Annotated in this window: 21 protein-coding genes; 9 read left to right on the forward strand and 12 right to left on the reverse strand. The window is 71.9% G+C overall.

The genetic code is table 11. The features are described 5' to 3' along the window. Window positions 1-6: 6 nt before the first annotated feature. The 3 genes from ABT129_RS03485 to ABT129_RS03495 all read right to left on the reverse strand — a co-directional run bounded on the left by ABT129_RS03485 (window position 7) and on the right by ABT129_RS03495 (window position 2,079). Window positions 7-573, reverse strand: coding sequence for a Chromate resistance protein ChrB (locus ABT129_RS03485; protein WP_351896009.1), 567 nt, complete (start codon window positions 571-573; stop codon window positions 7-9). Window positions 574-832: 259 nt separating this feature from the next. Next, entirely contained in the window at window positions 833-1,075 is a 243-nt protein-coding gene (locus ABT129_RS03490; protein ID WP_351896011.1) for a DUF6332 family protein, read from the reverse strand. 194 nt (window positions 1,076-1,269) lie between these two features. After that, on the reverse strand, window positions 1,270-2,079 hold the full coding sequence (locus tag ABT129_RS03495) for a hypothetical protein (protein WP_351896012.1): 810 nt from the start codon (window positions 2,077-2,079) through the stop codon (window positions 1,270-1,272). A gap of 127 nt (window positions 2,080-2,206) precedes the next feature. Between ABT129_RS03495 and ABT129_RS03500 the strand changes: the two genes are divergently transcribed. Together ABT129_RS03500 and ABT129_RS03505 are read left to right on the forward strand one after the other, a co-directional pair. Next, a complete protein-coding gene (locus tag ABT129_RS03500) occupies window positions 2,207-2,725 on the forward strand; it encodes a P-loop NTPase family protein (protein WP_351896014.1) in 519 nt (172 codons plus the stop codon). Between the two features lie 693 nt (window positions 2,726-3,418). Further along, window positions 3,419-5,008 carry a phytoene desaturase family protein gene (locus ABT129_RS03505; protein WP_351896016.1) on the forward strand — a complete coding sequence of 530 codons (1,590 nt, stop codon included), beginning with the start codon at window positions 3,419-3,421 and terminating at the stop codon, window positions 5,006-5,008. Window positions 5,009-5,586: 578 nt separating this feature from the next. Here ABT129_RS03505 and ABT129_RS03510 read toward each other — a convergent pair. Further along, the gene (locus ABT129_RS03510; RefSeq protein ID WP_351896018.1) at window positions 5,587-5,760 is read right to left on the reverse strand and encodes a CsbD family protein; all 174 of its coding nucleotides are present in this window, start codon (window positions 5,758-5,760) and stop codon (window positions 5,587-5,589) included. A gap of 367 nt (window positions 5,761-6,127) precedes the next feature. On the opposite strand from ABT129_RS03510, the gene ABT129_RS03515 reads away from it, so the two are divergent. Further along, on the forward strand, window positions 6,128-7,804 hold the full coding sequence (locus tag ABT129_RS03515) for an FG-GAP-like repeat-containing protein (protein ID WP_351896020.1): 1,677 nt from the start codon (window positions 6,128-6,130) through the stop codon (window positions 7,802-7,804). Window positions 7,805-7,852: 48 nt separating this feature from the next. Here ABT129_RS03515 and ABT129_RS03520 read toward each other — a convergent pair whose 3' ends face one another. The 3 genes from ABT129_RS03520 to ABT129_RS03530 all read right to left on the reverse strand — a co-directional run bounded on the left by ABT129_RS03520 (window position 7,853) and on the right by ABT129_RS03530 (window position 9,596). Then, window positions 7,853-8,398 carry a TspO/MBR family protein gene (locus ABT129_RS03520; protein WP_351896022.1) on the reverse strand — a complete coding sequence of 182 codons (546 nt, stop codon included), beginning with the start codon at window positions 8,396-8,398 and terminating at the stop codon, window positions 7,853-7,855. Between the two features lie 176 nt (window positions 8,399-8,574). Continuing rightward, window positions 8,575-9,126: a glycoside hydrolase family 25 protein gene (locus ABT129_RS03525; RefSeq protein ID WP_351896024.1), complete on the reverse strand. Its 552-nt coding sequence runs from the start codon at window positions 9,124-9,126 to the stop codon at window positions 8,575-8,577. A gap of 314 nt (window positions 9,127-9,440) precedes the next feature. Then, a complete protein-coding gene (locus ABT129_RS03530; protein ID WP_200429637.1) occupies window positions 9,441-9,596 on the reverse strand; it encodes a DUF6131 family protein in 156 nt (51 codons plus the stop codon). Between the two features lie 362 nt (window positions 9,597-9,958). Here ABT129_RS03530 and ABT129_RS03535 point away from each other — a divergent pair, with 362 nt between their 5' ends. The 3 genes from ABT129_RS03535 to ABT129_RS03545 are packed head-to-tail and all read left to right on the forward strand — an operon-like array spanning window position 9,959 to window position 12,331. After that, complete coding sequence (locus tag ABT129_RS03535) at window positions 9,959-10,222, forward strand: BatC protein (protein ID WP_351896027.1); 264 nt, start codon at window positions 9,959-9,961, stop codon at window positions 10,220-10,222. After that, window positions 10,219-11,424, forward strand: a complete 1,206-nt coding sequence (locus ABT129_RS03540; RefSeq protein ID WP_351896029.1) for a cupin domain-containing protein — start codon at window positions 10,219-10,221, stop codon at window positions 11,422-11,424. Before ABT129_RS03535 ends, ABT129_RS03540 begins: the two co-directional genes overlap by 4 nt. Window positions 11,425-11,434: 10 nt before the next feature. Then, window positions 11,435-12,331: a ferredoxin family protein gene (locus ABT129_RS03545; RefSeq protein ID WP_351896030.1), complete on the forward strand. Its 897-nt coding sequence runs from the start codon at window positions 11,435-11,437 to the stop codon at window positions 12,329-12,331. 61 nt (window positions 12,332-12,392) lie between these two features. Here the strand turns inward: ABT129_RS03545 and ABT129_RS03550 are convergent, their stop codons facing one another. The 4 genes from ABT129_RS03550 to ABT129_RS03565 form a co-directional block, all read right to left on the reverse strand. After that, the gene (locus tag ABT129_RS03550; RefSeq protein ID WP_351896032.1) at window positions 12,393-13,280 is read right to left on the reverse strand and encodes an SDR family oxidoreductase; all 888 of its coding nucleotides are present in this window, start codon (window positions 13,278-13,280) and stop codon (window positions 12,393-12,395) included. A gap of 589 nt (window positions 13,281-13,869) precedes the next feature. Beyond that, complete coding sequence (locus ABT129_RS03555) at window positions 13,870-14,136, reverse strand: DUF4235 domain-containing protein (protein WP_351896034.1); 267 nt, start codon at window positions 14,134-14,136, stop codon at window positions 13,870-13,872. Beyond that, on the reverse strand, window positions 14,133-14,630 hold the full coding sequence (locus ABT129_RS03560) for a DUF3618 domain-containing protein (protein ID WP_351896037.1): 498 nt from the start codon (window positions 14,628-14,630) through the stop codon (window positions 14,133-14,135). The genes ABT129_RS03555 and ABT129_RS03560 overlap by 4 nt, the downstream gene beginning before the upstream one ends. Then, window positions 14,627-15,046, reverse strand: a complete 420-nt coding sequence (locus tag ABT129_RS03565; protein WP_351896040.1) for a phage holin family protein — start codon at window positions 15,044-15,046, stop codon at window positions 14,627-14,629. The genes ABT129_RS03560 and ABT129_RS03565 overlap by 4 nt, the downstream gene beginning before the upstream one ends. Before the next feature lie 484 nt (window positions 15,047-15,530). Between ABT129_RS03565 and ABT129_RS03570 the strand changes: the two genes are divergently transcribed. Beyond that, window positions 15,531-16,079, forward strand: coding sequence for a type 1 glutamine amidotransferase domain-containing protein (locus tag ABT129_RS03570; protein WP_351896042.1), 549 nt, complete (start codon window positions 15,531-15,533; stop codon window positions 16,077-16,079). Between the two features lie 356 nt (window positions 16,080-16,435). Here ABT129_RS03570 and ABT129_RS03575 read toward each other — a convergent pair whose 3' ends face one another. Continuing rightward, window positions 16,436-18,052, reverse strand: coding sequence for an FAD-binding oxidoreductase (locus ABT129_RS03575; RefSeq protein WP_351896045.1), 1,617 nt, complete (start codon window positions 18,050-18,052; stop codon window positions 16,436-16,438). Window positions 18,053-18,116: 64 nt separating this feature from the next. Here ABT129_RS03575 and ABT129_RS03580 point away from each other — a divergent pair, with 64 nt between their 5' ends. After that, complete coding sequence (locus ABT129_RS03580; RefSeq protein WP_351896047.1) at window positions 18,117-18,782, forward strand: TetR/AcrR family transcriptional regulator; 666 nt, start codon at window positions 18,117-18,119, stop codon at window positions 18,780-18,782. A gap of 184 nt (window positions 18,783-18,966) precedes the next feature. Beyond that, entirely contained in the window at window positions 18,967-19,764 is a 798-nt protein-coding gene (locus tag ABT129_RS03585; RefSeq protein WP_351896050.1) for an SGNH/GDSL hydrolase family protein, read from the forward strand. Window positions 19,765-19,812: the final 48 nt, after the last annotated feature.

Here is a 19,812-nt window from a genome sequence, read left to right on the forward strand (position 1 = left end):
CGGTGCTCACGTGGCCTCCTCGTCGCTGGTGTGCAGGGCGGTGAAGACGCGCTCGGCGTACTCCTCGCAGACGGCCGTGCACTCCTTGAGCCGTATCCCGGCCTCGTTGGCCTCCGGGGCACCGAAGACGTCCCGTGCGGTCAGATCGCGGTGCCAGCGCCGCAACCGCTCCAGGCTCTGCTCCTCTTCCTCAAGCTCGGCCAGGGTGAACTTGGCGATGCGGATCTCCTTGGCGATCTCGTCCTCGAACTTGTTGCAGTCCGCGAGGAATTCCGCCCAGTCCGCCGATCGGGCGGCGGTGAACATCTCCCGGAAGCGGGACGCGTCCTCGTCCGTACGTCCGGAGGCCTGGAGCGTCACACCCTGGCCACCTGCCCCGTCGGTCAGTTCGAGGGCACGCCGCACGCCGTCCGCGAAGACCGGCACCTCCGGTACGGCCCAGATGCCCTGCCCCAGCGAGAGTGCGCCGATCTTGCGCAACTCCCGCCATACGGCCACTCGGTGGCGGGACGGGTCCGCGGGCAGCTTGATCACGAGGATCAGCCACCGTGTCGCCTGCTCGGCATGGGTCACGATTGGAAATGTAGCAGGCGTTACATCGGAGAGAGTGGCGCCTACGGGACGAGGCGTCCGCGCGAGGGGGGATGGACCGCAGCAGGGTGGTTCGGCGCCGATGTCCAGGACGAAGGTGAAACACGGCCACGGCCGCAGCTCCGGGAGCGGAATCGGTCGGGCCCGGCCTGCCTGGTCCTGCTGATCCGACCCGATCCAGCCCGATCCGGCCTAATCCAGCCCAATCCAGCCTGATCCGGCCTGATCTGCGAGACAGGCCCTAACGGGGCCGCCCGTATCGCCAGAGGACATGGATGACCCGGAGCACCGCGAGGACTCCACCCACCCAAGCTCCGGCGGTCAGAAGGAACTTCTCGACAGTGCGAGGGAGGTCCCAGACGGCTACCGGACCGGCGATCGTCGCGAACATGACGGCACCGAGGAAGCATGCGCTCAGCAGCGCGTATCCCATCTCCACCGTGAGCGCGTCTCGTTCCGCCTGACTCCGGCGTCGCATCGTCATGGTCGAAAGGATCGCATGCCGAAGGGTCACATCCGGGCCGGCCGGGTTCCTCCGTACGGCAACCGGAGCGCCGTCCGACTCGCAGACCGCCGGATCGGCCGACGGGTGCGGCCGTCCTCGGCACCGGTACGGGTACGGGTACGGTCCCGGGCGGCATCTCCTCCCCGTGGGAACGACGTCTCCGGGGAAACGGGTCAGCCAAGCGCTTCGACGACCATCCAGATCGTCAGCGGGGCCGTGCAGAGCACGGCCAGGACAGAAAGCCAAGCCATCGAGACATCGAGGATCCGCGCGAACGGAGTTCGGGGTACGAGCACGTCCGTCGTGTCCTGTGGGTGGTAACTGACCTGCTCGAACGGTGCCGCGCTCAGGTGTGAGAGGTATCGGGTCGTGCCGGAGCCGTCCTCGTACTGGTACACCCTCGGCCTGTCGGTCCGCGCCGCGACAACGGTCACGCCGTGCCGGCGCAGGCGACGCTCGTGGAGCGACGATCCGATGCACGCCACAGCGAGCCCGGTGAGCAGCACGGTGAGGCCACCGGCGATCCCGCTGACGAAGGCGCTGCCCTTCGCGTCGGGACCGTCCACCGTGGCGACGAGGGTCGCCGCCAGGCCGACGACCCCGACCAACGACCCGAGCACGGACCACGCGAGTCCGCGCCGGAACCTCTGCAATCTGGTTCTGGCGAAGGACCGCACGACGACCAGGGCGCCGCCATCGACTTCCTCGACCGCCGCGGGCAGCAGCGGGTTCACGGCGTCCGCGAAGACGGCGGCCGCCGCCTCGCTCACGTCCTCGATCCGCTGGACGGAGGGCGTCGCCCCCGCGAGCGACCTCAACTCGACGGTCACGCACCGCGCGTCGGCATGGACTCGGGCAACCGCCCTCGCGGGGATCGCCAACGTCTCGCCGCGGCGCTCAAGAACGAGTTCGTCCTGCCTCCAGGTCAGGACGGCGGCGCCACGCCCTTGCAGGACGGGTATGGAAGAGGATGTGATCGACATGCGGGAGATCGTAAGGCGGCGCGGCCGGCCGCGATCTGACGGCACCCCATTTATGGGAAGGCAGGCGGCTCGGGCCAGTTCACTGCGTCAGGCGGGACTGTCGTGAGGGGCCGGATAGGGTGCGCCTGTGGAACGGATCCTGGTGGTGGGCAGTACGGGCGCGGGCAAGTCCACACTCGCCCGAGCCTTGAGCGTTCGCCTTGGCCTGCCCTTCCACGAGATGGACGCGTTGTACTTCACGGGCCCCGGCTGGGCCGTCAACAGCGACGTCTCCGCCGACACGTCGCGGCTCACCTCCCGGCCACGTTGGATCATTGACTCGCTCGGCTATCCGGAGGTTCGTGACCTGCTGTGGGACCGGGCAGACACAGTGGTCTGGCTGGACTACCGCCGGCGAGCGATCATGCCTCGCGTTCTGCGTCGCTCTCTCCGACGCACCGTCACACGCGAGTCGCTCTACGGCGGCAACCGGGAGACCTGGGCGGGCTGGTTGAGCCGGGAACACCCGGTCTGGTGGGCGTGGTCACACCATGGAGCCCGGAGGCGCGAGATTCGTACCCGCGTCGACGACCCCCGCTTCGCCCAGCTCAGGGTCCTGCGATTCGGCCGCCCCGAGGAAACCGACGCCTGGTTGTCGTCCCAGTGAGCCGACCGCCGACGGGAGTCAGCGGGTCAGCCAGGTTGGGCAGGTCGGGCAGGTCGGGCGGTGCACCAGGTCGGGCAGCTCCGAGTGCTTCGTCACCCGGCACATCACGGACTCGTTGAACGCCAGCGCGGTGCCGTAGCTGTTCTCAGGATGCTCCTGTCGAACGGAGGCCTGCCTACGCGAGGGGCTCCCCCGGTGGGACCACGCCTCACCCTCAGTCCTCGCCTGTGACAGGGCGACGAGCACCCCGAGACCTGATCGCGTGAGACGCGACGATCGGGGTAGCCGCATCGCGACCGGGCGAGGCCCGCCAGCGCGCGCGGGCCCCACGCCGCGTCCCGGCCGGGCTGTACGGGCCGCCCCGGGGCCGTACACCCGCCGTTCCGCGAGGAGGATCGCCGTGGCCGTCCGTGATGAGCCCGTCCGACGTCCCTCTCGGGACGTGTGGGCCGTACTCCTCGATCCGACCTTTTACGGGGAGTGGGCGTCGAGCCCGTCCGGGTTGGTCCCGTTCGAGGCCACCCCGCCCGGGTACCCCGCTGCGGTACTCGATTCGGACTGCTTCCTGGGCCTCCGAGGGCTTAGCAATCGTCCGACACCAGGAGCCCGGCAGGGAAACGGCCCTGCAGCTACGGCGCCGGAGCCCGGACCGCCCGGCCGCCGTGGTGGCGCGACGGCCCGAGGAGGTGCGCCGTGCCTGACGCGGTGGTGATCGGTGCCGGACCCAACGGGCTGGTGGCCGCGAACCTGCTGGTCGACGCCGGGTGGAGCGTGGAGCTCCTCGAAGGCCAGGAGGAGCCGGGCGGGGCCGTACGAAGTGACCGCGGAGTGCACCCGGACTACGTCTCGGACCTCTTCAGCGCCTTCTACCCGCTCGCAGCCGCATCCCCCGTACTGGCAGGGCTCGATCTCGCCGCCGAGGGCCTGCGCTGGAGTCACGCCCCACGCGTGCTCGCCCACCCCCTGGCGGACGGTCGATGCGCGGTGCTCGAACGCGGCCCGGAGGAGACCCGCTCCGGACTGGAACAGTTCGCGGCCGGCGACGGGGCCTCCTGGGAGGCCATGTACCGGATGTGGAACCGGTTGGAGCCAGACATCGTCAGGGCTCTGTTCACGCCGTTCCCACCGATCCGCGCGGGGCTGCGGCTGGCCGCGAAACTCCGGGGTCACGACGGGCTAAGGCTGGTTCGGAGCCTGGCCCTGCCCGTACGACGCTTGGGCGAGGAACAATTCGACGGCGAGGGGGGCCGGCTCCTGCTCGCGGGCAACGCCCTGCACGCGGACCTGGCTCCCGAGGCGGCCGGCAGCGGCGGCTTCGGCTGGCTGATGTCGATGCTCGGCCAGAGCCACGGGTTCCCGGTGCCCGTCGGAGGGGCCGGAGCCCTCACGGCGGCCCTCGTGCGCCGCCTCCGGCGCCGTGGGGGCATCCTGCGGTGCGGACAGCGAGTCACGTCCGTCGTCATTCGCGAGAACACGGCTGTGGGCGTCGAAACCGCAGGCGGCGAGCGCATCGACGCGCGCCAGGCCGTACTCGCGGACACCTCGGCCCCCACCCTGTACCGGGAACTCGTCGGCGAGGACAACCTTCCGCCGCGCCTCCTGCGAGACCTGGAGCGCTTCCAGTGGGACTTCGCGACCTTCAAGGTCGACTGGGCCCTGTCGGGTCCGGTGCCGTGGACGGCGCCGGCGGCGGTCGGCGCGGGTACCGTCCACCTCGCCGACGGGGTGGACGGCCTGACCCGGTTCGCCGCCCAGATCGCCATGGGACACGTACCCGACGAACCGTTCGTTCTCTTCGGCCAGATGACCACCGCGGACCCCAGCCGCTCGCCCACGGGAACGGAATCGGCGTGGGCCTACACCCATCTCCCGCAGCACGTCGTCTCCGACGCGGGCCCCGACGGCATCACCGGCCGGTGGGACCCCCGCGAACAGGAAGCGATGGCCGACCGCATCGAAGCCCAGGTGGAACGGCTCGCGCCCGGCTTCCGCGCCCTGATCGGCGCGCGCCGTGTCCTGGCTCCGCCGACCCTTCAGGCCATGGACGAGAACCTCCACGGCGGTGCCGTCAACAACGGCACCACAGCCCTGCACCAGCAGACGGTCTTCCGTCCCACCCCCGGCACCGGCCGCCCCGAGACACCGGTGAAGCACCTCTACCTCGCCTCAGCCGCCGCCCACCCAGGCGGCGGCGTGCACGGCGCACCCGGCGCGAACGCGGCCCGAGTCGCCCTGCGCCCCCGTGCCCTGCGCGCCCCTCTCCACCGGGCCCAGCGCGTATAGGCAACACCCTGGTTGGCGGCGGCGACGCCGGCGGAGATCGCGGCGCTGGATCGTGAGCTACTGGCGATCTCTTGGTCAGAGCGCAGTGGGGATCGTCGTTGTCTTCGTCGCCCACGCGGGTCCAGAGCACGAGTGTCCTTTCCTGCCGCAGAGCGCTGAGGACGCCTTCCACGTCATCCCCCACGGAGCCTCTGGCGTCGAACGTCAACCGGACGACGGTCCCCGTGCTGCCGTACGCGACGAAGGACCGCACCCGCGGCGAGTGGGGGCGGTCGGCCGGCATCCCAAGGGAGTGTTGGCCGTCCGTCCGGAGGCGCGGTACGGGCGGGCAGGGGGCTTCTGGCATCTGTCAGCGCGGTCCGGGGACGCGAAGGACCGGCCATCTCGATCTCGCAACGCCGAGCCAGCAGTCGGGTTCCGCACTTCGTCACGCAGCGCTGGCCGGCGCACCTGGCTCGCAGCAGGCGGGAGCGACGACCCGAGACCGGCGGAGGACACCCGTGGCGGTGTTTCACCGCACGTGGCTGGGCCCCGACCCAAGGGGGAGGTCGGGGCCCAGCCACGCAGGTTGTGGCCTGTCAGCGTCGGAATTCGTCCTTGACGTCTTCCTTGGCCTCACGGGCCTTGCCCTTGGCCTGGTCCGCGTGGCCCTCGGCGGTCATCCGCTCGTTGCCGACCGTGCGGCCGACGGCCTCCTTGACCTTGCCCTTGGCCTGCTCGACCTGCGCCTTGCTCTTCTCCGTACCCGACATCGGGACCTCCTCCTAGATGAACCGGATTGGTCTTGACCGACGCCTGCTCCCGATCACCCCACTCAAACCTCCTGCCGACGAAGAAGGGTGCGGCACACGGTGTGCCTGCGGGCCAAGCTGCGGGCACAACCGATCGGCACTGCCCGGCGTGGAGCCGTTGATCGGGCCCGGAGGCTTCGGCGACCGTGGCTCCGGGACCCGCCCTGGCCACGCTCCTCATGATCGTCCGAGAATGCGTACCAGCGTCAGCAACTGCCGTCCCCCTGTTGGGACGGCCCCGCCGTCAGGAAGGTCACTGGTGTCACCGGTCACGGTCCCGCTTCACCGAAGAGCCCGCTCGTGGGCTGCCCGCACCACCGCTCTGCTCATGCTGCTGACCGCGGCGATGCTCCCGGGGCCGGCTCTCGCCGACACCGTCGAGCCCGCCACGGCGCCGCCGGTGCGGACGCTCTCGTACAACGTCTGCGGCGCCTCCGCCGCCTGCCGCAGCAGCCTCGACCTGCCCACGTGGACCGCTGCCGTGAAGCAGCAGGTACTGGCCTGGGACACCGACGCGCTGCTCCTGCAGGAACTCTGCTTCGGCCAGTGGGCAGCACTGCGCGACGCGCTCCCTGGCTACACCGCCGTCTGGACCGAGACCACGCAGGCGAACGGTTGTGCCGCGTGGTCCACCGACAGACGCTTCGGGCTGGGCGTCCTCGTCAAAGGCACGGAGGCCCACTCCTACAGGGCGAACCTGACCACCGAGAAGGAGCCCCGCGCGGTGCTCTGTGCCCGAGCTCCCGTCGACGGCCGTACCACCCTGGTCTGCACGACCCACCTCGACCAGGCGATCAAACCGGACAACGGATCCTCAGAGGCCTTGTCCCACATCGACGCGTGGGCCGCCGGTCTCCCCGTCGTCCTCGGTGGAGACCTCAACGCCGGCACGGCGTCGGCGTACGACCCGGTACTTGATCCCATCCGCCACGGACTCCCCGGCACCGGCCCCTTCGCCGAAGCGGACGAGAACGACCGGGAACACTTCACCTCCGCGTGCCTCGCCCAAGGCGTGAGCCAGTGCCGCTCGGGTGAACCCACCGTCGTCGTCAACGCCGTACCCAAGAAGTTCGACCACGTCTTCATGAGCGCCCGGGACTTCCACACCGTGCGCGCCGACGCCTTCGAACCCCAACCCGAGGGCTCCGTACCGCTCTCCGACCACTTGATGCTGCGCGCCGCCGCCCATCCCGAGCCCCGACCGGGCAGCGGTGTCGAAGGCGATCTGACCGGCGACGGCAGGCCCGACTTCCTCGCCGTGAAGGACGACGGCACCCTGCGCCTCTACTCCGGGACCGGTGGCGGCGGCGTCGCCCAGGCCCGTGTGATCGGCAACGGTGGCTGGTCCGGCGCCGCTGTCAGCCACCGAGGCGACTGGACCGGCGACGGCCGCGAGGACGTCCTCGCCCGCATCGGCGACGCCCTGTGGGTCTATCCGAACAAGGGCAGCGGCGAACTCGGCCCCCGGATCGCCATGGGCGGTCGCCCTGTCGGCTGGACGCACATCACTCCCTTCGCGGCCGGAGACATCGACGGTGACGCACTGCCCGATGTCCTCGTGCGCAGCGTGACCGGCCTGTGGCTCCATCGAGGCGCCCCCGCGGTCGACGGCATGCCCGCCTTCGCACCGCGCGCCACGCTGAACATCGGAGACGCCGAATGGGCCGGCTTCGACGTGCTCCTGCCCGGCGACGTGACCGGTGACGGCCGGCCGGACGTGTGGGGCCGCGACCGCGCCGACGGCACGCTCCGGCAGTACGCGGGCCGAGGCAACCAGCACCTGGCCGACGGGACCGGGCTCACCGGCGGACCCTTCACGGTCGCCGATCGCCGCCTCGCGGTGTCCTCCGGCGACGTGACCGGCGACGGATTCGCGGACCTGTGGACCACGCGTACCTCCGGCACCGCCGAGAACCTGGAGTTCCTCCCCGGCACGGCGACGGGGCCGGGCACACCGTCCACCGTCGGCACCGGCGGCTGGCAGTGGCTGGCCAGCCTGGGCTGAACACCGAGACGTCCCGGAGGTGGCCGGCCAGCCTTGGGGGGGACGGTCCTAGAAACGTCGGGAGGCGGCGGGGTGCCGACTCCCCTTCGGCTTGTTACGGCGGGCGATGGACGTGTTCAGAGCCGTGGCGAACACGCACCACGCCGCGTACGGGAGGAGAGCGCGGCCGGCCGCGGCGTCCGCACGGCCCACCCGGCGGATCAGCTCCACGTTGGCGGCGTTCAGCAACAGCGTGCCGACCGCCCCGGCACGCGGGCTGCGGCAGCCGAAGAAGAGCCACGTCCACCCCGCGTTCAGAGCCAGGTCCACCCCGAGACCGGCGGCGACTCCCCGCCGGTCCCTCCCCCGCGCCCGGTCCAGCGCCCGCCCTCCCGCAAAGGCCAGCGAACCGTACAGCGGCGTCCACACGGCGCCGAAGGCCCATGACGGCGGCTGCCACCCGGGCTTGTTCAGGGACCGATACCAGGCGCTGTCCGGGTCGACGGCCATGGACCCGGCCGCCGCGGCCGCTCCTACGGCCAGGGTCGCGGCGGCGTACGGTTGCCATCGATTCGCCCGCGGGTGGCGCTGTCCGTGCTCACTGATCAGCCTCATGCGGGGCCGATTCCCCGTACACGCTTGATCACGCGGCTTCACCACGCGAAGGTCGAGCCCCACCTGTGCTTCCGGTCGTGACCGGGACGCGGGCCTCCGCTGCGGGCCTCCGCCGTCGGACGGACCACGTCCGTTCTGCCCCGCCGCTGACGCAGTGGAGACCGGACACAGCAGGGTCAGTCACGGGCCCAGGCACGCAGGGCGCGGTCGTCCGCGAAGGCGGCGACGTTCTTGTCGTGAGGGCTGTCGGTGTACTGGTGGAAGGTCCAGTCCGCCTGGACGCGGGGGCGCCCGGCGGCGACGTAGTCCGCGATCCACAGACCGTCGCAGGCGTACGAGGTGGTGTCGACGTTGAGCCAGAAGTCGCGGTTCGTGTAGAGGACGACCTTGTTGTGCGGCCGCAGGCGCTTCACCTCGCGGAGAAAGGTGTCCTTCTCCGCGCAGCTCGCTCGTGTGCCGTCGCCGGTCGTCTCCCAGTCCACGGCCAGCAGTTCGCCGTCCCGCACGGGTGCCTTGGTGACGAAGTACTCGGCCTGAGCCGTGAGGTTGTCGGGCCAGAGGAAGTGGTAGAAGCCGACGACCAGGCCGGCGTCGCGACCCGTCTTCGTCTGGGTGGCGAGCCTGGGGTTGACGTAGGTACTGCCCTCCGTCGCCTTGACGAAGACGAAGGAAAGGCCGTCGGTTTCGTAGGAGGACTGATACGCGCTTACGTCGATGCCGTGCAGCAAGGTGGTTCCTCGTCCTGTCCGAACCGGGGGTGCTGCCTGTTGAATACCCCGCTCCACCAGGGTGGATCCCCTGCGTGCCCCTCGAACGTCAGCTCAGGCGCGTCACCCCTGCGGGTGCCGCCGTACACCTCGCGCCGCCTGGTCCGAGTGTCCGATGGGCAGCCTGACGCGAGGGGGCGCGGGCGACGCCTTCCGAGTATCTGCGGTGGCAGGGTCCGAGCCTGCGCGGGCAGGCTGGCCCGGGCCAGCGCGAGCGGTACGTTCCGCGCCTGCGCGGGTCGAGCCGGTCGAGCCGGTCGAGCCGGTCGAGCCGTCTACCAATAGTGACGGCGTCCGCCGACCGCGTGCCCCACCGCCCCGAGGATCCAGAGGATGACTCCGATGACGACCAGGATGATCCCGATGGTCCACAGGATGGAGATGCTGGCAACGAAACCGATCACGAGCAGGATGACCCCGAGAATGATCATGACAACCTCCGACCTCGCGGGTGTCTCCATCCAGAGTAGGCGCGTCCTCTGCGGGCGGCCTGTTCAGCGGGTCTTCGGGAGGGCGGCGGCTCCTGGCAGGCCTTCGCGTCGAGCAGCCGGGCCCGGAACGGTAGGCCGGTCGGTCGTCGGTCGGTCGGTCGGTCGGTCGGTCGGTCGGTCGGTGAGTCATCTCGCGTACGCGCGTCCGTGCACAGGCAGGCCTTCTGCGGCCCTGGCTCGGAGCGGTGGGGCGTCCCGCTCCGGTTGCCGCCCGTACCCGTGTAAGTGAGCTTGGAAGAGCGAAGCGACGGGGCGCGAGTGGAAACCATCCTGCCCCGATCGTCCGATCTTCAGGAGGAAGCATGGCGCACCCCGAGCACGACCCCACGCAGCAGGAAGGTCCGGCGGACGGCGGGGCGGCCGGAACTCCCGGCGTCCACGACGGCGGCGCGGACGGCGGAGCCGAAGGCCCCGCGGACGGCGGCGCGGCCGGCACCCCCGGCACCCACGACGGCGGCGCGGACGGCGGAGCCGAAGGCCCCGCGGACGGCGGAGCAGCCGGCACCCCCGGCACCCACGACGGCGGCGCGGACGGCGGAGCCGGCGAGAGTGGCGGCGGCGTTTGAGCACCGCCTCCACGACTCTTCGGGACACGGCGGCCGACGACGGCTGCCGTGTCCTCGAAACACGTCTGATCGGTATCAGCAGCGAAGAATTCGCCACGGAGGTCTGGGGGCGTGCCCCGCTGCTCACGCGCCGAGCGGGTGACTTCGCCGACCTCTTCTCGGCCTCCGCGGTGGACGAGTTGGTCTCCCGGCGCGGGTTGCGTACGCCGTTCCTGCGCGTCGCCAAGGACGGCTCGACTCTGCCCGAGTCGTCGTACACCTCTTCCGCGGGCGTCGGTGCGTCGGTCGCGGACCAGTTGGACGACACCGCGTTGTGGCGGAGCTTCGCCGACGGCGGCACCCTGGTGCTACAGGCGCTTCAGCGCACCTGGGAGCCGATCACTGACTTCGCGGCGCGGCTCGGTGCGGAGCTGGGCCACCCCGTGCAGGCCAACGCCTATGTGACCCCGCCGCAGAACCGGGGGTTCGACGACCACTACGACGTCCACGACGTGTTCGTCGTGCAGATCGCCGGCACCAAGCGCTGGATCATCCACGAGCCCGTGCACGCGGACCCGCTGCGCGACCAGCCCTGGACCGATCACCGGGCCGCGATCGCCGACGCCGCCCGGGGCGATGCGCACATCGACACCGTGCTGGAGCCCGGCGACGTTCTCTACCTGCCGCGCGGCTGGCTTCACGCCGCCGAGGCGCAGGGCGCGGTGTCGATCCACCTGACGCTCGGCGTTCACACGTGGACGCGGTACGCGCTCGCCGAGCAGCTGACGCGGTCCGCCCTGGCACTGCTGCGCGACGACGCCGAGATGCGCGGCTCTCTCCCACTGGGTGTGGACGGGCCCGACGGCGAACTCGCCTTCGTGCGCCGACGCCTCGTCGACGCCCTCGCCGAGGCCGATCCGACCCCCGCTTTCCACCGCACCCGACGCGGCCAGGCACGCCCCGGCCCCATGGGGCCGCTGGCGCAGCTCGCGGCCGTCGACGGCCTCGGTCCGAACGCGCCGGTGCGGCTCCGCGCGGCGCTGGAAGCACGGCTGGAGGGCCGACGCCTGACGACCCGCGTCGGCTGGCTCGACTTCCCGGAGGCGGACCTGCCGAGCGTGCTCCGTGTCCTCGACGGAAACGTCCACTTCGCCGGCGAACTGGGGCTTCCCTTCGTCGAACGACTGCTGCGCGCGGGCGTACTGGTGCCTGCGGGGTCCTGAGGCCGGCCGGATGGCGGCGCCCGCACGATTCTTCTGTGCCGAGGCCGCTCGCCGTCGGGGCGACCCGATCGCGGGCACGGCTCCGTACGGCTCGGTCTGGATCCTCATCGAGTACCGAGCCGGCTGGCCCACCAACGGCTTCGACGGACTGGCGCTGGAGCCCGAGGTCAAGGCACGGGTCTACTCCGCCGCACAGGTGGTGCGCGCCCGCATCCTGCTGATCAGGCGCCATGGACGTCTTCGGCAGGACGGTCCGCCGCGATGGGCCGTCCTGCGCTACGGAACGGACGGCGATCACCGTCAGAAGTGGGGCACCTGGCAGAGCGATCAGGATCTCGCGCAGGTCGCCGACGCCTTGGAAGCGCCCGGGGATCACGGCGGCACGCCTCTCGTCCTGGTCTGCGCTCATGGCCTGCACGACACCTGCTGCGCCGTCCGCGGCCGGCCGATGGCCCGCGCGCTGAGTGACCGCTGGCCCCAACTGGTGTGGGAGTGCACGCACGTGGGAGGCGACCGGTTCGCCCCCAACGTCGTCGTCCTGCCCGACGGTGTCTACTACGGCGGCCTCGACGTCTCCTCCGCGGTGGCAGTGGTGGAAGATCACCTGGCGGACCGTATCAGCGCGGACCACCTGCGTGGATACACCGATCTCATCCCGCCCCAACAGGCCGCCCTGTCCGCCGTGCTTCACCATGCGGGATCGTCGGGCCGACACGACTACGCGATCGAGGAAACGGTCCGCGACAACGACCGTTGGCGGATCCGTGTCACCGGCCGCCTCGCCGGGCTGTCGAGCTTCGAGGTCGAGATCCGCGCCCGCCGGACACCACCCCTCCAGCTGACCTGCCGGGGCCTGTCGGCGAGCTCAGCGGTGTACTACGAGGTCACGTCGCTCCACGTCGGCTGAACGAACGCCCGGCCGCCGACACCCGCCCCGTTCTCCGCCCGCCGTACCCGCCGAAGGCCCGTCACGCGTCGCGATGGCGCAGCTCGGTCTCCTCCAGTCGGCCGCCGCGGCCCAGCAGGCCGGTCGGTTCCAGTGGGTTCTCGCGCAGGAGGCGGGGCAGCGTGCGGCGGGACAGCAGGGTGACGGCCATGGGGAAGAGGGGGCGGGCGAGCTGGCCGAGGCGCAGCCAGGGAGGTGCGTAGACGGAGGCGGAGCGGCGGTCGATTCCCCGGGCGATCCAGTCGGCGACCTGCTCGACCGAGTGGACGTGGCGGGCGGGTGCCGGCATGTGGGCGCGGAGTTCGTGGAGGACGGCATGGTCGTCGACGCCCTTGATCATGTCGGTGTCGGTCCAGTGGAGGTAGACGATGCCCACGGTCACGCCCTCGTGGGCCACCTCGGCCCGCAGCGAGCGGGCGAACGACTCCACTCCGGCCTTCGAGGCGCAGTAGGCGCTCATCATGGGGGCGGCGCCGAAGGCCGCGGTCGAGGCGATCTGGAGGAAGTGACCGCGCGTGGCGAGCAGGCCGGGCAGGAAGACCCGGGCGGTGATGGCGCTGCCGACCAGATTGACCTCGATCACCCGGCGCCACGTGACCGGGTCGGAGTGGACGAAGGGGCCACCCTCGGCGACTCCCGCGTTGGCGACGACGACGGACGGCGGGCCGAGGTCCTCCGCGACCGCGTCCGCCACCTTTGCCATCGCCGTGTCGTCGGTGATGTCGACCTCGTACACGTGCGTCTCGACGGGCAGGGACCTGGCGACGCTCTCCAACGTCTGCGCCTCGCGTCCGAGGAGTGCGACGCGCATCCGGCGGGCGGCGAGCTCGCGCGCGAGTCCGGCGCCGAGGCCGCGCGCGGCTCCTGTGACCACCGCCGTGCGCACGGGGGACGAAGCGACGGGCGCCATGGTTCCTCCTCGGTAGGAAAGCCTGGGGTGTACGCCGTGGGGAGCGTCCGGCGGCCATCGCCCGGGGCCGTCCTCATCTGTGGGTCGAGCGGTTGCGAGGGCAGCGAAACGCCTGCCACGAGGCCGGGCAGAAAGACCCCAGGGACGGATCTGTCTTCGGTGGTTATTTCGTCTCGGGCGGGTCATCGGATGCACTCCGGACGCGGCGCCCACCGGATGCCACGCGCGGAGGTGGTCGGCGCCCTTCTGACATGCGGACGCCACCACGTCCGGACGAGTGGACGTGGTGGCGGATTCCTGCGGGTGGTGCGCCGGTGGCGCCCCGGTGGTGGCGCCCCGGTGGTGGTGCCCCGGTGGTGGTGCCCCGGTGGTGGTGCCGCCTCGCCGGGCGGCGTCGGCGGTTGCGCCCGCCGCCCGGGCCGCGTCCGAGAGCGGCGCGGGGGCTCGCCATCGCGTGCGGCGCCTGTCGGTGTCGGTGCGGCCGGGGCCGATTCGGGTCGGACGCTCGGTCCCTGCCCGGACGGGGGGCCGATTCAGGCGGCCGGCACCTGTTCCGGACGGGCGGTCCTTCCCGTTGTGGTCGGGCGGTTCAGCCGGGCCAGGTGCCGGTCAGGCGTCGGACGGTGGTGGCTCCGGCCCGGTCGACGGCGGCCTTGACGACGGCGAAGATCGCGCCCTGCACCGCGGCGGCGATCAGGATCTCCTGCCAGGTGCGGTCCTCGTCCATGGCGTCGGGTGCGTCGTCGTCGTGCCCGGCCCACTTCCAGGTCTGTCTGAAGGCGGCGCGTGCGAGCATGCCTCCGGCGAAGCCGAGCGCCAGGCCCGCCGGCCGGTAGACGAGTTTGGAGGTCTTCACCGGCTGCTCCTACCGCGCCGCACCAGGAGGAAGACACCGAGCACGGCGGCCGCGACGATCAGCGGAGTGCGGTTGGACCGGGCCGCTGCCCCTATCCGCCCGGCCTTCTCCAGGAGGGCGTCCGGGGTCTGTTCGGCGGCGAGCCGCCCGGCGTGGACCGCGGTGTCGCGCGCCTGCGCCGCGACGTGGCTCGCCTTGTCGAGGGCGGGCTCGGGGGTCTTGTCCTTGACCAGCCGGCCGGCTCGCGTCGCGGTCTCGCGGAGCTGACCGGTGACGACGGCGGCCTTCTCCGCGGCCTGTTCCTTGATGTCGGCCGCCTTCTCGGCGGCCTGTTCCTTGAAGTCGGCCGCCTTCTCCTTGGCCTGGGCCTTCACATCGGCCTTGGCGGCCAGCGACTCCACGGTCCGACCGAGGTCCTCACGGGTGTGCTCGACCATCTCGCGCAGTTCCTCCGGTGTCGGCGTGAATCCGTCGTCTCGGGGCTGTCGGCTCATCGGTGTGCCTTCTCCTTGATCTCGGCCACGTCGGCCTTGATGTTGTCGATGGTCTGCTCAGGGACGGGCGTGCCCGCCTCGGCGATCTGCTTCCTCCCCGCGGCGGCCATGAACGCCGCGACCGCCGCCAGCAGAGCGGCGACGAGCAGAGCGGCGGCCCAGACCGGCACGAGCAGGGCCAGCGCCGCGATCGCGGCGCCGATCAGCGCTTGGGCGGCGAAGACGCCGACGAGGCCGGCGCCGCCGACCAGACCTCCGCCCCGGCCGAAGCGTCTGCCCTTCTGGGCCAGCTCGGCCCGAGCCAACTGCATTTCCTCGCGGACCAGTTCGGAGAGTTGACGCGACGCCCGTGAAACGAGGTCGCCCACGGGCTCGTCCGCATGATCGGGGTCTGAGTGACGCTCAACGGCACTCACGGAATCACCGTCCTCCACTACCGGACTCGAAGTTTCGGCACGATCCGGTGCGCCGGGGCCGCTGTCACGGAAGCACTGCGGGCAGCGGGCCCGACGCCCGATCGCTCTGCCGCGCGCCTACCCTCCGATCCACGGACCACCCGTATCCGGTGCCTCCGATTCCCACTCCCCTCCGCAACCTCCCGACCCCGAGGGCACTCTCTCCACCGCTCCCTGGAGGCAGGCCTCGTCTCCACCGCGGCACGTCGGCAGCGCCTCAGGACGGAGGACCCCGCCGTGGGATCGGGAACCCTTTCGCGGCGCCGTGCCGGACATCCCGACGCGGCTGACCCCGACCCGTGGCGCGTACGGATCGCCGCACGGGACCGCCTCGATCCTCCCCTCGCGCCTCCCCCTCACTCGATGTACAAATAGGACGTTTGGGTCGCGTCCTGAGGGTGAGGAGCCCAGACGCCGAAGGTTCTCACCCTGGATGGAGCACACCATGCCGCTCGAAGGAAAGAACGTCCTCATCATCACGTCCAACTACGGGACGGAGCAGGACGAGCTGCAGAAGCCGATGGCCGACCTGCGTGACGCCGGCACGCGCGTCACGGTCGCCGCACAGGAGGACGACGCGGTCCAGACGCTCGTCTCGGACCGCCGACCGGGTGCGGTGGTCCAGCCGGACACCACCCTGGCGAAGGCGACGGCGGACGAGTTCGACGCCGTGATCGTGCCGGGCGGCACACTCAACGCCGACCAGCTCCGGACCGACCGCGACGCCCAACGCCTGCTGTCGGCCTTCGCCGAAGCCGGCAAGCCGGTCGCGGCCGTCTGCCACGGCCCCTGGCTCCTCGTGGAGAGCGGACTGGTGCGGGACCGCGAACTGACCTCGTACCCCTCGCTCCGTTCCGATCTCGAGAACGCGGGCGGCACGTGGGTGGACGCGGAGGTCGTCGTCGACACCTCCGCGGGACACACTCTGATCACCTCACGCAGGCCGGACGATCTCGACGCCTTCACGGCGGAGATCATCCGCGCCCTCGGCTAGACGGGGTCGGAGCGAGCGCGAGTTCCCCCCGTGAACAGCGGTGATCCGGACGTCATCGCGAGGGCCATCCACGAGTGCGTCGCACCGGGGCCGGTCTTCCACAGGCCGACGGCGCCGGACGTGGCCGGGGCCGAGGCGCGATCGAGGCCCTCCCCCGGCTCCGGCAGCTCGACGCCGCTCCGTCCTGACGGGCCCGCCGAGAACGTCCACCGGCCCGGAGCCACCACAGCCGCCGAGAACGTCCACCGGCCCGGAGCCACCACACCCGCCGGGAACGTCCACCGACCCGGGGGCACCTCACCCGCCGGGAACGTTCACGGCCCCAGGGCCACCCCGCCCGTCGATGCGCGGCCCGCTCAGTCCACCAGCACCCCCGGGTTGAGGATGCCGTGGGGGTCGAGGGCGCCCTTGGCGGCGCGCAGCGCGAGGGCGAAGGGCTCCGGTCGCTGACGGTCGTACTGCGGCCGGTGGTCGCGGCCGACGGCGTGGTGGTGGGTGATGGTGGCCCGGTGGCGGTGGAGCACCTCGTTCGCCACCGCCTTGAGATCGTCCCACAAGGCGACCTCGTCGCCGGGGCGCCCTGCGGCGAGCACCGTGAAGTACGGCGCGGCGCCGTCGGGATAGACGTGCGTGAGGCGGCAGTTGACGGTGGCCGGGTGGCCCGAGATCTTGAGCGCCGCCTCGCCGACCTCCCTGCGGACGTCCTCGACGAGGGCGGGTACGCGGTCCCAGGTGGCCGCGGTCTCGAAGGTCTCCGCGACGGCGCCCATCCGCGCCAGGCCGTCCCGGAGGTACGGCATCCGGAGGAACGCCGAGCGCCACGCGCTCACCGCCGCGTCCCCCGTTCCGGACGCGTCCCCCGTACCGGAAGAGGACGGCTCGCAGCGGCCCCCGTGGGAGCGGGCCAGGTCGACGGCCTGGGCGAGCCGGGGACCCACCGGGGCGTCGGCGGACTCGAAGCCGAGGACGAGGACGGCCGATCCGTCCCGCGCGGCACCGGACAGCGCGGCTTCGCCGGAGTCGAGCAGTCGACAGTTGGCGGGAGCGAGGTCGGACTGGGCGAGAGCGCGGACCGCCCCGAGTGCGGCGCCGAAGTCGTCGAAGGCGAGCGAGGCCGAGGCCTTGTGGACCGGGCGGGCCTGGAGCCGTACCCAGGCCTCGGTGATGATCCCGAGCGCGCCCTCCGAGCCGAGGAACATCCGGTCGGGCGAGGGACCCGCGCCCGACGCGGGCAGCCGCCACGATTCCGAGGCGCCCGCCGGGGTGATCACCCGAAGGGACTGGACGAAGTCGTCGATGTGGGTGCGACCGGTGGCGTAGTGCCCGCCGGCCCGGGTCGCGAGCCAGCCGCCGAGGGTGGAGAACTCGAAGCTCTGCGGGAAGTGCCGGAGCGTCAGGCCGTGCGGCCGCAACTGGTTCTCCAGGCTGGGGCCGAGCGTCCCCGCCTGGATACGGGCTGCCCGACCGGCGGTGTCCACCTCCGTCACCCGGTCCATGGCGGTCAGGTCGAGGGAGAGCACGGCGCGATGGGCGTCGCCCCGGTACTCCACGCCGCCCACCACCGAGGAGCCGCCGCCGAAGGGCACGACAGCGACCCCGTGTTCGCCGGCCCAGTCCAGGAGGTCGGCCACCTCCCGCTCCCGCGTCGGGAACGCGACCAGGTCGGGGATCCGGCCCGGGCGGCCGCGCAGGGCGCGCGCGACGTCCCGGTACGCCTTGCCCATCGCATGGGCCGCGCGATCGGCCGGGTCGGTGCTGATCAGATGCGCCAGGCTCGCGGAGGGCTCGATCGCGGGCGACCCGATGCGCAGATCGGCGACGCGGGGTACGGGGAGCGGGCGGGCCAGGGTGCCGGGCAGCAGGGCGCCCAACGCCACGCACTCGGCGTCGTCGGGGTGGGCTCCCTCCCACCCCCAGCCCCACCAGGACCGGACGGGGGTGGGCGGGATCGGCTGCGTCGTCGTGCCGGACATGGGCGCTCCAGAGGCCGCGAGTGAATTTACCTACGAGTAAATTACTTACTGATAATATCCGCGCATGGCAACCCCTCGCTCCAAGGCCGGCACCAAGGGCGTCCCCCGCGACCTGCGCCGCCGGCAGATGCTGGAAGCCGCCACGGAGGAGTTCGGAGGCCGCGGCTACGCCGCCGCCTCCCTGGCCGCCATCGCGGAGCGCGTCGGGGTCACGAAGACGCTGCTGCACCAGTACTTCGGCACGAAGGAAGACCTGTACGTCGCCTGCCTGGTGCCCGTCGGGGACGGACTCCTCGACACGATCCGCACGGCCATGGACGACGAGGAGGGGACGACCCCCCACACCCCGCTCCGCGTACTCCGGAGCATCTTCGTCGCGCTGGAGGGGCGCCGGGAAGCGTGGTTCGTCCTCTACGACCGCACCCTGCCACCCGGCGGCGAGGCCGCCCGGACCGCCGCGACCTACTGGTCCGCCATCGACGCGCTCGCGGCCGGCGGCACCGCCGACCTGTTGCGCGCCGCCGGATCCACCGACCCCCTGGACGCGGACGCGCTGCGCCACGTCTGGACGGACCTGGTCTCCACCCTTGTGCGGTGGTGGGTCAAGCACCCGGAGGAGTCACCGGAGGCCATGACCCGGCGCTGCGCCCGTCTCTTCACCGTCGGCGCCGCACTCGCGGCCGATCCCGCACTTCCGGGGCCTGAGGACCGGACGCCCGACAGCGACTGAACGGGCCCTCGGGTCGGGCAGCGTCGCGCTCCCCGCACACCCGGCACGCGCACCTGATGCTCCCGCCCCGGCGGTCGGCTCTCGCCACGAGCGCCAAGATATTCAGCAGCATGACTATTCACTTTATTGATTAGACTGCTTCTCCGGGTTGGCACGCCAGTGCCACGGGAGAGACGGACGGTCCATGAGGAACGGTCAGTATCTGCGGTACGTCGCGCTGGGCGACAGTCAGACGGAGGGGGTCGGCGACGGCGACGACGTCACCGGGCTGCGCGGCTTCGCGGACCGGCTGGCCGAACGGATCGCGGTGGTGAGCCCCGAGGTGCGGTACGCCAACCTGGCCGTCCGGGGCCGGCTCGCCGGACAGGTCCGCGCGGAGCAGCTCGGCCCCGCGCTCGCCCTCCGCCCCGACGTCGCCACCGTGATCGCCGGAGTCAACGACCTGTTGCGGCCACGGTTCGACCCGGACGAGACCGCCGCCCACGTCGAGGCGATGTTCGCCGCGCTCACCGCCGCGGGTACGCGCGTCGCGACCGTCACGTTCCCGGACATCACCCGGATCGCGCCCATCGCCCGCCCCGTCGCACCCCGGATCCACGCCCTCAACGAACGTATCCGGGGAGCGGCGGCCCGGCACGGCGTCGCTCTCGCCGAGACGTCCCCGCACGCCGCCGCCACCGATCCACGTCTCTGGGCCACGGACCGCCTGCACGCGAGCCCGCTGGGCCACGACAGGATCGCCGCCGCGCTCGCGCAGGCGCTCGGCCTGCCGGGCAGCGACGACTCGTGGTCCCGCGCTCTGGAGCCCATCGCTTCCACGGCCACCAGCGGGGTACGCGCGGCGGCCACCGAACTGCGCTGGGCCGCCGGGTTCCTGGGCCCCTGGCTGCTCCGTCGTCTGCAAGGCCGCTCCTCCGGCGACGGCCGCGCCGCCCGGCGCCCGGAGCTGCTGCCGGTGGGGATCCCGTCGATCGGCACATGAGGAAAAGCACCCGGCCGACATGATCGGGCGATCATGCCGGCCGGGTGC

Origin of the sequence: Streptomyces sp. NPDC002057 (genome assembly GCF_040296665.1) — a bacterium.
GTDB lineage: Bacteria > Actinomycetota > Actinomycetes > Streptomycetales > Streptomycetaceae > Streptomyces.

Excerpts from the sequence above, each read along its gene's own strand:
- ABT129_RS03585 (WP_351896050.1), top strand. The coding sequence starts at position 18,967 with ATGAGGAACGGTCAGTATCTGCGGTACGTCGCGCTGGGCGACAGTCAG.
- ABT129_RS03580 (WP_351896047.1), top strand. The coding sequence starts at position 18,117 with ATGGCAACCCCTCGCTCCAAGGCCGGCACCAAGGGCGTCCCCCGCGAC.
- ABT129_RS03520 (WP_351896022.1), bottom strand. The coding sequence starts at position 8,398 with ATGAGGCTGATCAGTGAGCACGGACAGCGCCACCCGCGGGCGAATCGA.
- ABT129_RS03495 (WP_351896012.1), bottom strand. The coding sequence starts at position 2,079 with ATGTCGATCACATCCTCTTCCATACCCGTCCTGCAAGGGCGTGGCGCC.
- ABT129_RS03515 (WP_351896020.1), top strand. The coding sequence starts at position 6,128 with ATGCTGCTGACCGCGGCGATGCTCCCGGGGCCGGCTCTCGCCGACACC.
- ABT129_RS03545 (WP_351896030.1), top strand. The coding sequence starts at position 11,435 with ATGGCGGCGCCCGCACGATTCTTCTGTGCCGAGGCCGCTCGCCGTCGG.
- ABT129_RS03535 (WP_351896027.1), top strand. The coding sequence starts at position 9,959 with ATGGCGCACCCCGAGCACGACCCCACGCAGCAGGAAGGTCCGGCGGAC.
- ABT129_RS03490 (WP_351896011.1), bottom strand. The coding sequence starts at position 1,075 with ATGACGATGCGACGCCGGAGTCAGGCGGAACGAGACGCGCTCACGGTG.
- ABT129_RS03575 (WP_351896045.1), bottom strand. The coding sequence starts at position 18,052 with ATGTCCGGCACGACGACGCAGCCGATCCCGCCCACCCCCGTCCGGTCC.
- ABT129_RS03560 (WP_351896037.1), bottom strand. The coding sequence starts at position 14,630 with ATGAGCCGACAGCCCCGAGACGACGGATTCACGCCGACACCGGAGGAA.
- ABT129_RS03550 (WP_351896032.1), bottom strand. The coding sequence starts at position 13,280 with ATGGCGCCCGTCGCTTCGTCCCCCGTGCGCACGGCGGTGGTCACAGGA.
- ABT129_RS03510 (WP_351896018.1), bottom strand. The coding sequence starts at position 5,760 with ATGTCGGGTACGGAGAAGAGCAAGGCGCAGGTCGAGCAGGCCAAGGGC.
- ABT129_RS03530 (WP_200429637.1), bottom strand. The coding sequence starts at position 9,596 with ATGATCATTCTCGGGGTCATCCTGCTCGTGATCGGTTTCGTTGCCAGC.
- ABT129_RS03570 (WP_351896042.1), top strand. The coding sequence starts at position 15,531 with ATGCCGCTCGAAGGAAAGAACGTCCTCATCATCACGTCCAACTACGGG.